The 14,596-nt window shown below is 38.4% G+C and carries 10 protein-coding genes; 9 read left to right on the top strand and 1 reads right to left on the bottom strand.

Going from position 1 to position 14,596, the window contains the following annotated elements:
• Positions 1 to 339 precede the first annotated feature (339 nt).
• The 6 genes from rfbA (AC3IRX_RS04385) (at position 340) to AC3IRX_RS04360 (ending at position 10,505) form a co-directional block, all read left to right on the top strand.
• Complete coding sequence (gene rfbA / locus AC3IRX_RS04385; protein ID WP_489211465.1) at positions 340 to 1,200, top strand: glucose-1-phosphate thymidylyltransferase RfbA; 861 nt, start codon at positions 340 to 342, stop codon at positions 1,198 to 1,200.
• 34 nt (positions 1,201 to 1,234) lie between these two features.
• Positions 1,235 to 1,525, top strand: a complete 291-nt coding sequence (locus AC3IRX_RS04380; RefSeq protein ID WP_489211256.1) for a hypothetical protein — start codon at positions 1,235 to 1,237, stop codon at positions 1,523 to 1,525.
• Between the two features lie 3 nt (positions 1,526 to 1,528).
• Positions 1,529 to 1,807, top strand: a complete 279-nt coding sequence (locus AC3IRX_RS04375; protein WP_489211255.1) for a helix-turn-helix domain-containing protein — start codon at positions 1,529 to 1,531, stop codon at positions 1,805 to 1,807.
• A gap of 244 nt (positions 1,808 to 2,051) precedes the next feature.
• A complete protein-coding gene (locus tag AC3IRX_RS04370) occupies positions 2,052 to 7,088 on the top strand; it encodes a translocation/assembly module TamB domain-containing protein (protein ID WP_489211254.1) in 5,037 nt (1,678 codons plus the stop codon).
• 74 nt (positions 7,089 to 7,162) lie between these two features.
• Positions 7,163 to 9,499 (top strand): translocation and assembly module lipoprotein TamL, encoded by a 2,337-nt coding sequence (tamL, locus tag AC3IRX_RS04365; protein ID WP_489211253.1) that lies wholly within the window; start codon positions 7,163 to 7,165, stop codon positions 9,497 to 9,499.
• 67 nt (positions 9,500 to 9,566) lie between these two features.
• Positions 9,567 to 10,505: a YihY/virulence factor BrkB family protein gene (locus tag AC3IRX_RS04360; RefSeq protein ID WP_489211252.1), complete on the top strand. Its 939-nt coding sequence runs from the start codon at positions 9,567 to 9,569 to the stop codon at positions 10,503 to 10,505.
• A 394-nt stretch (positions 10,506 to 10,899) separates the two neighbouring features.
• On the opposite strand, the gene AC3IRX_RS04355 is transcribed toward AC3IRX_RS04360, so the two are convergent.
• Complete coding sequence (locus tag AC3IRX_RS04355) at positions 10,900 to 11,073, bottom strand: hypothetical protein (protein ID WP_489211250.1); 174 nt, start codon at positions 11,071 to 11,073, stop codon at positions 10,900 to 10,902.
• Positions 11,074 to 11,155: 82 nt separating this feature from the next.
• On the opposite strand from AC3IRX_RS04355, the gene AC3IRX_RS04350 reads away from it, so the two are divergent.
• From AC3IRX_RS04350 to rfbA (AC3IRX_RS04340), 3 genes are all read left to right on the top strand, one after another.
• On the top strand, positions 11,156 to 11,878 hold the full coding sequence (locus AC3IRX_RS04350; RefSeq protein ID WP_489211249.1) for a type IV toxin-antitoxin system AbiEi family antitoxin domain-containing protein: 723 nt from the start codon (positions 11,156 to 11,158) through the stop codon (positions 11,876 to 11,878).
• Positions 11,879 to 11,990: 112 nt separating this feature from the next.
• A complete protein-coding gene (gene rfbB / locus AC3IRX_RS04345; protein WP_489211248.1) occupies positions 11,991 to 13,046 on the top strand; it encodes a dTDP-glucose 4,6-dehydratase in 1,056 nt (351 codons plus the stop codon).
• A gap of 419 nt (positions 13,047 to 13,465) precedes the next feature.
• A complete protein-coding gene (gene rfbA / locus AC3IRX_RS04340) occupies positions 13,466 to 14,326 on the top strand; it encodes a glucose-1-phosphate thymidylyltransferase RfbA (protein WP_489211247.1) in 861 nt (286 codons plus the stop codon).
• The last annotated feature ends 270 nt before the right edge of the window (positions 14,327 to 14,596 follow it).

Genomic DNA, 14,596 nt, shown 5'->3' with positions numbered 1-14,596 from the left:
TCAATCCTGTTTTTTTTAATTCAATTATTTATTAGTATCCCGCAGTGAAACGTTCTCTGGGGTGTTTCGGCTTTAGCGCCTCATCAAGAAGGACTAGCGACTGCCAAAAGTAATTAGTGGATACTCGGGATTTCTTCTATGTTTTTTGGTTTAAGGTATATCTGAAGTTATTGTTCGAACTAATTGCGCCTCCTAGAATAGCACATACCAGAGGATTTAGTGTGATTTAAATAGATCTGAAATAAAGGATAGCTTATATTGGCGCAATTATATTAAATTTGTCAGAAGCGGCCTAAGAAGTATCCAATGGCTTCTTTTTTCAACTATAGATTACCCACTATGAAAGGAATCATCCTTGCCGGCGGATCCGGTACCAGACTCTATCCCCTTACTATTGCAGTAAGTAAACAGTTAATGCCTGTATACGACAAGCCGATGATCTATTACCCTTTATCAGTTCTACTTCTTGCAGGAATACGGGAGATACTAATAATTACGACACCGGAAGATCAGAAAGCTTTTCAAAAGCTGCTCGGGGACGGGAGCCAAATTGGTTGCCGTTTTGAATATATTGCACAGCCTTCCCCGGATGGACTCGCGCAGGCTTTTATCCTAGGTGAAGACTTTCTTGGTGGCGACTCCGTCGCCTTAGTCCTAGGAGATAATATCTTCTATGGTTCTGGCCTAGAAGAGCTGCTCGAAAGTAAAATTACTGTAGAAGGCGGGTGTGTCTTTGCTTATCAGGTTAGAGATCCTGAGCGCTACGGAGTCGTCGAATTTGATGAAAATCAAAAGGCGATAAGTATTGAAGAGAAACCCGAGCATCCAAAGTCCAACTTTGCAGTACCTGGTATTTACTTCTATGATAACTCAGTGGTCGAGTATGCCAAAAACCTTAAGCCTTCTAAACGTGGCGAACTTGAAATCACCGACATCAATAAGATCTACCTTGAGAAAGGCCAGCTTGAAGTTGGCGTAATGAGCAGGGGCACCGCATGGCTTGACACCGGAACATTTGATTCGCTTCATGAAGCCTCAGAGTTTGTAAAGGTCCTAGAGAAGCGCCAAGGATTTAAAGTTTGTTGTATAGAAGAGATCGCCTTCAGAAAAGGATTTATCGGGAAAGAGCAGCTTCTAGAAGCTGCTAAAAAGTATGGTAAGAGTGGGTATGGGGAGTATTTGAGGACGCTGCTAGTGTAAAGGTGTTTGCTTACATTCCTGGATCACCGCCTGCGTGAAAGATGGTAACTTGTTGGATTATTTTGAAAAATATTTTAAGGGAGTAAGTGTTTATGAAATATTACCTCATAGAAAATCAAAGTATCAAGTATTAAGCTTATATGTCATACAATCAGGTACTGTTATCATTATTGCTGGTAGCGCTATTAAATTAACTCAAAAAAACGATGATCATCCTATCACAGAAAGTCTAGTGCGAAAGTTAAGATCACTACAGGATTTCTTAAGAGACAATTCAATAGCAGATGAAGAATCTTTCTTCAATTATCTTTCAGAACAAGTATAACATATGACAAGCAAAGAAGAATATTTAGACAAAATTGCCCATCTTGAATCGACGGCAGTTACAATGGCTAAAGAGAGAATCAAAAACCGGGAATGGTTGAAAGAATCTCAGCAGCTTGCAGTAAAAATATTGCTTAGATTAGATGATCTAGGATTGAGTCAGAAGTCCTTAGCAGAAGAATTAGGTGTAAGCGCTCAATATGTAAATAGACTTTTGAAGGGAAAAGAAAAATTTGGTTGGGATGTATCCGCCCTACAAGAATCTACACTATGTAGTTCGTAGAGCGGATACGACTTATTAATGAAACGGGATATAATATTGGATATAACGGTTCGTTTTGTGCCACCTATTTCGGTCTCATTGTGCAATTCATTTCAGTCAAATGGTGCCACTCTGTAAAGTCATAGAAATAAAAGAAAATTGTCTCAATACCTTGGATAATTACAATTCATAATTTAATTATGTTAAGATTGCTGTGTTTTTTGGCAGCTCAAAAGATAAAACAGTATTTTTGTCGCGTAAAAGAATGTTTACAAACCAAGTGATGAAGCATTTCAAAAGAATTCTTAAATACGTCCTAATTGTTTTCGTTTCTGTTCTGCTTTTCTTGACCATTTTAGCAGCTAGTTTACAGCTCCCTTCCGTTCAGAATTTCGTGAAGGGAAAGCTCGTGAACTATCTTGAAAAGAAGGTGAAAACGAAAGTGGCGCTTGAGCGCATCTTTATTTCTTTTCCAAACAATCTGGTTATGGAAAACCTTTATTTACAAGGGCAAAAAGTAGATACCCTTTTGTATGCACGAAAATTTGAGGTAGGACTGAATATTCCGAAGCTTTTAAACAATACGGCAGATTTGACATCCATTGATTTAGATGGATTGAAAGCAAATGTGGTCCGAGAAAGAGACGGAAGATTCAATTTTGATTATTTTATTGAAGCTTTTGCCACAGACGACAAAGAGGCAAGTTCATCTAAGCCCTTTATCATTTCTCTAGATAAGATTAAACTTAAGGATATTCGTGTAAGCTTTATAGACCAGCAGTCCCGAAATGACTTGCATGTCTATTTTAAATCTTTTGACACACGCGTCAAAACGTTTGACCTGGAAAAGAATACTTATGCGGTAGACAAGATTGCAATGGACGGTCTAAAGCTGAAAATGAAGCAAGATCTTTTAGAAGAAGTAAGCGCGGAAGTAGAACAGAAGGTAGATTCTTTAAATCAGCAAAAGTCTATGCAAATTTCACTAGGTGAAATTAAGCTGACGAATTTTAATATTGATTATGGGGATGATAATACAAAAACGTTTGCAAAAATTCTATTCAAAGAACTTAGTTCAAGAATAGACCATATAGATTTACCAAAGAATGATTTTGGAATTAATAGCCTTGCTCTTAAAGGAGCGGATATAAAAGCGAAGCTTTTTTTGCCTGCGGAAGGTTCTTCTGAAAAGTCATATTCAACCTCTGAAACGAATTCGAGTTCAAATAATAGCACTGATTCGAACGAATCCTCGTCGTCGACTAATGATGCCCTTAAGCTTCTGCTCAAAAAAATAAGTCTTTCCGATGTGAAAATTGCTTACGACAATACGGCGATTCCAAAAACAAGATCGGGAATGGATTTCAATCATCTTAATTTTGAGAAACTTGCCTTAGAGCTTCGAAATTTCAAGATGGAAAACGGAACTTTTAAAGGGTCTGTGAACTCAGCAGAAATTCAAGAAGCTCGTGGACTAAATGTTCAAAAATTAGAAACCGACTTTGAGTATAGCGAGAAGCAGGCTTATTTGAAAGACCTTTATTTGAAGACTCCTAAAACGATACTGCGAGATGAACTAGTTTTAAATTACAATTCGATTGAGCAGCTTTCAGCGAATCCAGGCGAAGTTAAAATCACAGCGGATATACAAAATTCAAAAATAGGGTTTAGTGATATCTTAATGCTTGTACCTTCACTTCGTACTACTGCTCCTTTCAATAAATACCCAAATGCAGTTCTTAATTTAAACACTAGGCTGAAAGGAAAAATTGGTGATTTGCAAATTCTAAATTTGGAACTCTCCGGACTTGATCAGTTGAAAGTAAAAGCTCGGGGACATCTAAAGAATGCCATGGATCCAGATAGGCTTTTGTATGATCTGAAAGTGGATGAACTTTCTTCGTCTTCTAAAACTATATACAATCTGGTTCCCAAGAATACCATTCCAAGTAATATCACGCTTCCTTCTCATATGAAGATTTCAGGGACGGCAAAAGGAAGTACGGAAGTTGTTGATACGAATTTAAGATTCTCCTCGACGTTAGGTAATGCAGCCATTAATGCGGCTGTGGATATGAGTCGGAAAAATGCAGAGAGGTATAATGTAATCGCCAATTTGCAAAATTTACAAATTGGAAAACTGATTCAGAATAAGGATTTAGGTTCGATTACAGGACAGATTGCAGCGAAAGGTCAAAGTTTTGATTTAGCACGAGCAAATGCAGATTTGACGGGATCGATTGCCTCTGTGGGCTATAATGGCTACACATACCGCAACATGGATCTTAAGGGCAATATTAACGGAGGTGCTTATAATGTACATTTGAATTCAAAAGATCCAAATGCAAATCTTAATCTGGTTGCATCGGGTGTTTATAATGAAAACAGTCCTACGGTAAAGGTGAATGGAACGATTGAGAAGTTAGATTTGCATACACTCGGATTCTATTCAGATCCTTTTATTCTTGCAGGGAAATTGGATGGAGACTTTACAAGTCTCAATCCCGATGCACCGAATGGCTATTTGCATTTAAATGATTTTGCCATCTCAGATGAAAAAGAAATTTATCCGGTGCAGCAATTGTCACTTTTCGCTTTGTCCACTCCGGATAGCAACCGAATCTCTTTCAATTCTCAAATTGCCGACATTGAACTTATAGGGAAATTCAAAACCACTCAAATTTTAAGTTCTCTTGGGGAGACTCTAAATACCTATTATCAATTTCAAGAACCGACGAAAACGAAGTCCGCGATCGAACCGAATCAATACTTTACAATTACAGGAAAAGTAAAAGATGACAATCTACTACGAAAATTTGTACCTGAGCTGAAAGAATTTGAACCGATTGCTCTTGACGGAAACTACGATGCGGATTCAAGAAGCTTAAACTTAGGGCTTCAGATTCCGATGGTTACCTATGGGGCGAATCAGATTCGAGAAGGCTTAGTTCAAATATCAAATAAGTCCGATGCTTTGATTTATGATGTGTCTTTGGGCTCCTTTGCCTCAGAAAGCTTAGCGCTTCAAAAACTAGGACTAGTCGGTCAAGTACAAGATAATCTGATCACATATAAGGCAACGACTAAAGATGAAAAAGATATAACCCAGTTTCTAATTGCGGGGCAATTAGAAAAACTAGGGGATTTAACCAAAATCAGTCTTAATCCGGAGGGTTTAAAACTCAACTATACGGATTGGACGGTAGCGCCAGAAAATCAACTTGTGCTTAGTAGTGCAGGATTTTATGCAGATCAGTTTGCTCTTTCAAGCGGCGGAAGTGAAATTCGAATTCAATCAGAGTCTTTGGCCGCGGGAAGTCCACTTGGGATTTCACTAAAGGAGTTTAAGATTGAGACGATAACAGAAATGCTGAAGAAAGACTCTCTTTTAGCAAAAGGAACGATAAATGGATTCGCGCAGATTCGGGATTTGCAAAAGGATATGCATTTTGATGCTGATATAGATGTAAGTGATTTGTATGTATATGGAAGTCCCGTCGGAAATTTAGATCTTAAAGCTAGCAACGAGACTAAGGATAAGATACGCGCTGATCTTGCGTTAAGCGGGTATGACAACGATGTGAAGCTTGGCGGATATTATACATCATCTACAGGTGGACTTGATATGAATCTAGATCTTACGAGGCTTCAAATGAAAACCGCAGAAGGGTTTTCAATGGGCGCTTTAGAAAGCACGGAAGGGTATGTTTCTGGAAACCTCAAAATAGGAGGGACAACAAGTGCGCCTTCCGTATTAGGCGCAGTTAAATTCAATGATGCTGCTCTTGGAATCACGCAGCTAGGAAGTAAATTCAAAGATCTGAACGATGAAATTCGTTTTACTTCTCGCGGTGTGGAGTTCTCCGATTTTAAAGTGAAAGATGAATCTGGAAACGTGCTTGCTGTAAATGGTCTAGTCGCAACCAAGACGTATCAAGATTTCGCTTTTGATTTGACTCTGAATGCCAATGGATTTAAAGTGGTGGATTCGCAGAAGGACAATGAAAAAATGATGTACGGAGTCCTAGCGATTAATGCCGATTTGAAAATTGGTGGAGATCTTGATTTGCCTGTGGTAGATGGAACGCTATCTGTAACCGATCAAACCGATTTTACTTTTGTCCTTCCTCAATCATCACCATCTCTGCAAGAGAGGGACGGTATCGTAGAATTTATTGATCAGGATCAAGTCGCGCTTCAGGAGACAATTAAAGCCGATTCTATTTCTAGTGATAGTGATATCAAAGGAATGGATGTGAATGTCAACATTGAAGTAAATCGCGAAGCGAAAATATCTCTACTTATTGACAAAGCGAATGGTGATTTTGTAGAACTTCAAGGAGAAGCGCAGCTTACAGGAGGAATTGATCCTTCGGGTAAAACTACCTTGGTCGGAGTGTACGAGGTGGAGAAAGGAGGCTATGAAATGTCTGTAAGTCTACTTAAGCGTAGGTTTGATATTCAAAAGGGAAGTACAATTACCTGGACAGGAGAACCGATGCTTGCAAATCTCGATTTAACTGCCATTTATAAGACCGAAGCGGCTCCTTTAGATTTATTACAACAACAATTAGCGGGTGTCTCTAGAAATGAGCTGAATCAATACAAGCAGAGAATTCCATTCAATACGCTTTTAATCATGAAAGGGGAACTTTTAAAACCTGTTATAACATTTGATATTACGACTGCAGAGGAAAATAGCTCTGTATCCGCCGTCGTGCTTGACAATACACGCGCAAAACTAGACCAGCTTCGAAGAGAGGAAGCGGAACTCAACAAACAAGTCTTTGCGCTTCTGCTTCTAAATCGTTTTATCGGAGAAAATCCGTTTCAAAGTGAAACCGGTCTTTCCGCTTCTACGGTGGCGAAGCAAAGTGTCAGTCGAATTTTATCGGAACAACTAAATAATTTAGCGAAGGATTTAATTGGCGGGGTTGAACTTAATTTTGATTTAGAATCAACGGAAGACTATTCAAGCGGTTCGAAAAACGAAAGAACCGATTTAAATATAGGTCTTAGCAAAAGGCTGTTTGATGATCGCTTGGAAGTGAGCGTCGGGAATAATTTTGCGGTGGAAGGACAGGCTCGTCAAAACAAGCAAATGACCAATATTGCCGGCGATATTAAAATTGAATATACACTTTCAAAAGACGGGCGGTACCGACTCAGGGCCTATCGGAAAAATGATTACCAAGTTGCACTTCAAGGGCAAATCATTGAAACAGGTGTCGGATTTATTATGACTTTGGATTACGATGAGTTCAGAGAACTCTTCGAAAGTTCAAAAAGAGAACAAAAATAATCGATCAGGAAATGGGCAAAGCGCAAACGGAAAACTTGATTAAAGTGAACCCTTTAAATAAGAAGATTAGAACTATGCAAAACTCATATAGAAATCTTGCAAAGCTATTTGCAATCACTATTCTTACGCTGTCGTGTAGCAATACTAAATTTTTGCAGGATGGCCAGCTACTCTATACGGGGGCGAAAGTGGAAGTGAAAAGCGATACCCTTTCTAAGAAAGAAAAGAAAAATTTAGCAAGTGCACTCGAATCCCAGCTTAGGCCGAAACCCAATTCCTCTCTTTTAGGTCTTCGCCCTAAACTTTATATCTACAACATAACGAAGGAGCCAAAAAAGCAGAAAGGTCTTGGCTACTGGCTCAAACATAAAGTGGGAGAAGAGCCTGTGCTCTTTGGAGATGTTGACAGGGAGTTCAATATAAAGATTATTGTCAACTATTCGGAGAACAAAGGGTATTTTAATGCAAGAGCTACTTCCGACACCCTTACAAAGAATAAAAAAGTAAAGGTTCTTTATACCTTAAAACCAGGTGCTAGGTATTTAAATAGTTCGGTTTCGTATCCTAAAGATTCTACAAGAATTAATTCAGAGATTCAAACCGTGAAAGAGAATTCACTTCTCAAAAAAGGAGATCCCTTTGATTTGGATGTTGTAAAAGCGGAACGGGAGCGAATCGATCAGCATTTAAAGAACCGAGGTTTCTATTATTTTAGTCCTGACAATATAATTGTCCAGGCAGATTCTACAGTTTCTAAAGAGCCAAAAGTGGAACTCCTTGTTAAACTAAAACCGAGTACACCTGAACTTTCCAAGGTGCCCTTTACCATCGATAAAACCATTGTCTTTGCAGACTATAACATCGAAGATGTCAAACTCGGTAAGTACGGTGTGCCTTACAAAACGTACTCGGTTAAGGTCGTTAACGATTTGTATATCATTGATCCAGAAAATAAGTTCAAACCAAGAATATTTGACCGAGCTCTGTATTTTGACAGGGGCGATCTGTATAGTCGAGAAGACCATAATTTGTCTTTAAATCGTTTGATTAGTTTGGGCGTGTTCAAATTTGTAAAGAATGAATTTGTGGTTTCTGATTCTTTGAATCATAAATTTGATGCCTACTATATTTTAACGCCTAGGCCATTCCAATCCCTCGCATTCGAAGCGTTAGGGAAAACAAACTCGGCCAATTACAATGGAGCAGAACTTAACTTAAATTGGACGCATCGAAATTTCTTTCGAGGCGCCGAACAGTTGAAAGCAGCCGTTTACGGAGCTTTTGATGTGCAGGCTGGAGGGCCGAAGGATGCAAACAATATCATTCGAGTCGGTGCAAATGCGCAGCTTTCGATTCCTCGGATCGTAGCTCCTTTTGAGTTTCGTTCCTCAAGTGCCTTTGTACCTCGAACGAATTTTAATATTGGCTATGAGTATTTGAGTAGAACACAGCTCTATACCCTTCATAATTTTAATAGCTCTTTTGGATATCTGTGGAAAGAAAACGAGCGAAAAGAGCATGATTTAAAAGTCCTGGATGTGAACGTGGTGGCTCCTCAAAATGTGCAGGAAGCCTACCTAGAGCAAATCCATGGGAATCCGGATAAAGGCATTGCTGCCAACCCCTCGCTTCAGCGAGTAATTGACAAGCAACTCATCTTTGGACCGACCTACAGTTATACGTACACAAATACGATGATTCCAAAGACCAATACGATTTACTACAAAGGAAGTGTCGATTTGGCAGGGACCTTTGCGGGACTGTTTTCCGGTGCGAACGCAAAAGAAGAGGAGGCGAAAAAACTGTTTGGAATTCCCTTTAGTCAATATGCGAAAATGGAGCATGATTTCCGGTTTTATCATAAGATTAATGAAGGAAGTTCGTTTGCCTCTAGGGTGATTGCGGGAATTGGTCTACCTTATGGGAACTCCACCACGATCCCTTACGTAAAACAGTTTTTCGTGGGAGGAAGTAATAGCGTTCGAGCCTTTCGGGCGCGAACGTTGGGTCCTGGATCGTACGATCCTAGACAACAAAATGCAACCTTTTTCTTTGATCAATCCGGGGATGTAAAGCTAGAGCTTAACGCAGAGTATAGAGCCAATCTATACAAATTTTTAAACGTTGCCGTCTTTGCTGATGCCGGAAATGTATGGTTGATTAATGAAGACCCCACTAGGCCTGGTGGGAAATTTTCCAAGGATTTCTTAAAAGAAATAGCAGTGGGAGCAGGTGTGGGACTTCGACTTGATTTTTCGATCCTGATTCTACGACTCGATTTAGCCATGCCGCTTCGAATTCCGTATTACGAGCAAAACGATCGATGGACTTTTGATAAAATTGATTTCGGGAATTCAAGTTGGAGAAAAGACAATTTGATTTTGAACATTGCGATCGGCTATCCTTTCTAAATAAATGGACAGAAATGGGATTGTGATTTAGATAGGAATTAAGAATTTGAATGAAGTAGTAAAGGATATGAGAAACAGTCTAAGCTTTCTGTGGGAAACATTTAAAGAAACGTTTTCAGAGTGGAATAAATCAGATGCAGGGAAAGATGCGGCGAGTCTTGCGTACTATGCGGTGTTCTCCATTCCTGGGCTTTTGATTATCATTATTTGGATTGCGGGAAATTTCTTTGGTGAACAGGCCATACGAGGGGAAATTACCAATCAGATTAGTATGCTAATGGGAAGAGAAGCAGCAGAGAGTATTCAAGAAATGATATCAGCCGCTCTAATTGACAAGGACAACGTCCTTATGAAAGTCGTGGGTGTTTTTTCATTAGTATTTGGAGCTACTACCATTTTTTTTCAACTGCAGAAAGCGCTCAATGATCTTTGGGATGTCGAGGCCGCTCCCAAAAAAGCCATACTGAAGTACCTAACGGATCGCGCAAATTCTTTAGGAATGATCTTAGTGATTGGATTTCTCTTGATGGTCACAATGGTGATATCCTCTCTAATTAGTTTGTTCAATGAATTTATTACGCGTCAATTAGGCTTAGAAACGTATCGCATGATGGAAACTGTGAATTATGTCGTAGGTTTTGGATTTGTCGTTCTCGTGTTTGCCTTTATGTTCAAAGTTCTTCCCGATGTTAATATTCAATGGAAAAACACGTGGATGGGAGCAATTCTAACGGCTGCTTTATTTACCCTTGGAAAATTCTTACTTAGCTTCTATTTTGGAACTTTTAAACCTACATCTGCTTTTGGGACCGCAGGAACGATCGTATTGATTATGATGTGGATTAATTATTCGTGCATGCTTATCTTTTTTGGCGCAACCTTCACGAAAGTGTTTTCTTTACGCAAAGGCTACCGATTCACACCCTCCAAACATGCGAAATGGAATGCAGAAAAACGATTTGAAACGTATTTGAAAGAGCATCCCGAGGGGAATGTGAATTCGTAAAGATTCCATTTTGGAAAATAATTCTTTATAATTGATACCTAGCCTCCGTTAATCATGCATTATAGAACAATCGGATCAACATTTGGATGTCCTTGGATTCAATCAACTTAGTGACCAAGTTAAGTTGTTTACTTTTAGTACGTTGGGTGATGTGATTGCATATATTTACCAAGCTATTTACCAAGTTAAGTTGCTTATTGTTAGTTGGTTTCTTCTCATATGTTTGGAAAGCTAGTGACTAAGTTAGCAACCAAGTTAAGTAGTTTATTGCTAGTGTGTTAGGTGATGCGTTTGCATATCTTTGCCTTGTAAGTGACCAAGCTAGAATCGGTGGAAATGATACATGACACCCAATCTGGATGTCATGTATATACTTTTTCAAGCTGAATTTAAACTATAGTTTTGATAATTCAAGTTTAAATGGATTGTTAATCGTTTGTTTCCCAAATCGTTCTAGGAGTTTGACATTGTCATTAGGATTGATTTTTTCCTTTTCTAAAATTTCTTTTATCTTAGGTTGCTTCAGTCCGAGCTTGTACTTTTGTGTGGGTTCAAGTGAATTAGGCATAATTTACATATTTCATTATTATTGTCCAGTTTATTATATAAAAAACTAGACAATTTTTTGTATATTTGCATTGTAGAATAAAATGAAAACATCTGATTACATAGCAAATACAATTGACAGGCTTCCACGAGGCCATATTTTCACCTATGAAGATTTCACTACAAACGATTTGAGTGCCGGAGCTATAGTGAAAGCATTAAATAGACTAGTAAGTTCTGGCAAAATCTCAAAATTAACAAAAGGAAAATTTTATAAACCTGAAGTGTCTATTTTTGGTGAATTGGAGCCGACGAAATTGGAAGTTGTGAAAGATTTACTCGAAGAAGATGGAAAAACTATTGGCTATTTAACCGGCTTGGGCATCTATAATGAACTCGGATTGACTACTCAGATTAGTAATGTAATTCAGATTGGGAAACGAGATTGGCGACCTAGCTTTAAAAGGGGAAGGTATAAAATTTTAATAGTCAAACAAAAGAATGTAATTACGAAAGAAAACATTCGACTTCTTCAAATTTTAGATGCAATCAATTACATAAATAAGATTCCTGATTCTACACTTAATCAATCCACACTGAGAATAATAGAATTGATCAAATTGTTTACAGATAATGAAATCTCCACAGTTCAAAAATTAGCATTAAATTATCCTCCTTCTACAAGAGCTCTGCTAGGTGCTATATTGGAATTTATAGGAATACAAGATCTTACCTTACTTAAGAATTCGCTGAATCCAATTTCCACGTATCGTTATGATACTGTTGACAGTGTACTTCCAACCTCTAAAAATTGGAACATAAAATGAAAAGAAGTGAAACGACAAGCTTTTTAGTATGGGGCTAAAAAACTTATCTTTGCTTTGAACTCTAAATCAATAATTTTGGTTGGTGATTTTTTTAATTCAAAAATAATAAAGAATGAAGTCGATTGTTATTACTGGCGGTGCAGGATTTATAGGTTCACATGTGGTACGTGAGTTTGTCACTCGTTTATCGGATACTAAAATCATTAATCTTGATGCTCTGACCTATGCTGGAAACTTAGATAATTTAGTAGATATAGAATCTCGTGAAAACTATTTTTTTGAGAAGGCAGACATTACCGAGCCAGAGCAAATCCAGAAAGTGTTTGCGAAGTATAAACCCGATGCAATCATTCATTTAGCAGCAGAGTCACATGTAGATCGAAGCATTACGGATCCGAATGCCTTTATCAATACAAACGTAGTGGGCACAGCCAATCTTTTAAATGCCTGTCGTGAATTTTGGACTCTTAATCCAGAGCATTCCCATGGAAACTTCCCAAGTGAACCTCGAACCCATTTGTTCTATCATGTGTCTACAGACGAAGTCTATGGAGCACTCGGAGAAACAGGGCTATTCACCGAGAAAACTTCGTACGATCCCAAATCGCCTTACTCTGCGAGCAAAGCCGCATCAGATCATCTAGTCAGAGCCTATGGAAATACTTATGGGCTACCTTTTATAATTTCAAATTGTTCGAATAATTACGGTCCTAATCATTTTCCTGAAAAGCTAATCCCACTTTTCATCTCAAATATAATTGAAGAAAAACCTCTGCCTGTTTATGGTGATGGAAAATACACTAGAGACTGGCTCTATGTGATAGACCATGCTCGAGCCATCTTTCAAGTGTTTCACGAAGCCAAGACAGGAGAAACGTACAATATTGGAGGTTTCAACGAATGGCAAAATATTGATCTTATTAAAGAACTTATCTCGCAGATGGATCAAAAGCTTGGAAGACCTGAAGGGTATTCCGCGAAGTTAATTAGTTACGTGAAAGATAGACCTGGGCACGATAAACGCTATGCTATCGATGCAACAAAACTAAATGAAGATTTAGGATGGACGCCTTCTGTCACTTTTGAAGAAGGGCTTTCAGAAACCATTGATTGGTATCTTGCAAATCCAGAATGGATTGAGAATCTTAAATCACGAGGGCAAATCTAATTCTCGATTCAAAAATATAATGAATTAGAGTATTTGACTCATAGAAATCAGATTTTTATTCAATTTTTGAAGGGTACAAGTTTGTATAAATAAGCAGAAAAAAAGTCAAAAAAAAGCTTATTAGTACAAAAAGTGTATAAATAGATAGGTTACGATGTGCTTATTTCGACAAAAAGTGTACAAATAAGCCTGAAAATTCAGGTCTATTTGAACAGGATAAAAAATATCAAACTGAAGCAAATTGGGCCAATGCGATTTTTTCAGTCCCATTTTTACATACTTTAGGCTTTCAGTTTTGATGCAAATTTTCACAAAGTTAAATACTGTACAGAATAAGATGCTATTCTTGTTGTCGTATAAAAAGCTAAATTTGCTAAAATTCAAAGAAGAGTTTTATTTCAACCTTAATTAAGTCATTGATGAAAGGAATCATACTTGCCGGAGGATCCGGAACCAGACTCTATCCTCTTACGATTGCAGTAAGCAAGCAGTTAATGCCTGTATATGACAAACCGATGATTTATTATCCCTTGTCGGTCCTACTCCTTGCTGGGATTCGCGAGATTCTCATTATCACGACGCCCGATGATCAGCAGGCTTTCAAAAAGTTGCTTGGTGATGGTAGTCAAATCGGTTGTCGATTTGAGTACGTAGTACAGCCTTCACCCGATGGACTTGCGCAGGCCTTTGTGCTAGGGGAAGAGTTCATCGGAAAAGATTCTGTTGCGCTTGTCCTTGGTGATAATATTTTCCATGGTTCAGGTCTGGAAGCTCTTTTAGAAAGCAAAACGAACGTGGAAGGAGGCTGTGTATTTGCATATCAAGTTCGAGACCCAGAACGTTATGGTGTCGTCGAATTTGATGCAAATGGAAAAGCTATTAGTATTGAAGAAAAGCCATCCCATCCAAAATCAACCTTTGCGGTACCGGGAATTTATTTCTATGATAATTCTGTAGTACAGTATGCGAAAGATTTAGAGCCTTCGCCGCGAGGTGAACTAGAAATCACCGATATCAATAAGATTTACCTTGAAAAAGGAAATCTTGAGGTAGGAGTGATGAGTCGAGGAACTGCATGGCTTGACACTGGTACTTTTGATTCTCTACATGAGGCTTCTGAGTTCGTCAAGGTACTGGAAAAAAGACAAGGCTTTAAAGTTTGCTGTATTGAAGAGATTGCCTTTCGTAAAGGGTTTATCAACGAGATGCAGCTTTTAGAAGCAGCTGAAAAGTATGGTAAAAGTGGCTATGGAGATTACTTAAAGTCTCTTTTAGTGTGATCAACCATTCAAATAACAAAACCATCCAATTTTCCTAAAGAATATTTCTAAGTGGTATAGTATGCATCGGAATTTGTGGTGCACTTTGAGGCGGAATGTCCGTTTTTTAAATCAACCTATAAATAACTAAGCCACCCAATCTCCTTAATAAATGATTTGAGGTGGTGCACTTTGTCTCGGAATATGTGGTGCAGTTTGTGTCGGAATAAGTGGTGCACTTTTCGTCGGAATACTCAGATTGTGTCTCGTGCTACTTACCGTTTTTTAGCT

It is taken from the genome of Epilithonimonas sp. KH_059 (genome assembly GCF_057838485.1).
Note: the sequence above shows the minus strand (reverse complement) of the source record. Positions and strands in the feature narration are given on the sequence as shown.

Excerpts from the sequence above, each read along its gene's own strand:
- rfbA (WP_489211465.1), top strand. The coding sequence starts at position 340 with ATGAAAGGAATCATCCTTGCCGGCGGATCCGGTACCAGACTCTATCCC.
- AC3IRX_RS04375 (WP_489211255.1), top strand. The coding sequence starts at position 1,529 with ATGACAAGCAAAGAAGAATATTTAGACAAAATTGCCCATCTTGAATCG.
- AC3IRX_RS04370 (WP_489211254.1), top strand. The coding sequence starts at position 2,052 with ATGTTTACAAACCAAGTGATGAAGCATTTCAAAAGAATTCTTAAATAC.
- tamL (WP_489211253.1), top strand. The coding sequence starts at position 7,163 with ATGCAAAACTCATATAGAAATCTTGCAAAGCTATTTGCAATCACTATT.
- AC3IRX_RS04360 (WP_489211252.1), top strand. The coding sequence starts at position 9,567 with ATGAGAAACAGTCTAAGCTTTCTGTGGGAAACATTTAAAGAAACGTTT.
- AC3IRX_RS04355 (WP_489211250.1), bottom strand. The coding sequence starts at position 11,073 with ATGCCTAATTCACTTGAACCCACACAAAAGTACAAGCTCGGACTGAAG.
- AC3IRX_RS04350 (WP_489211249.1), top strand. The coding sequence starts at position 11,156 with ATGAAAACATCTGATTACATAGCAAATACAATTGACAGGCTTCCACGA.
- rfbB (WP_489211248.1), top strand. The coding sequence starts at position 11,991 with ATGAAGTCGATTGTTATTACTGGCGGTGCAGGATTTATAGGTTCACAT.
- rfbA (WP_489211247.1), top strand. The coding sequence starts at position 13,466 with ATGAAAGGAATCATACTTGCCGGAGGATCCGGAACCAGACTCTATCCT.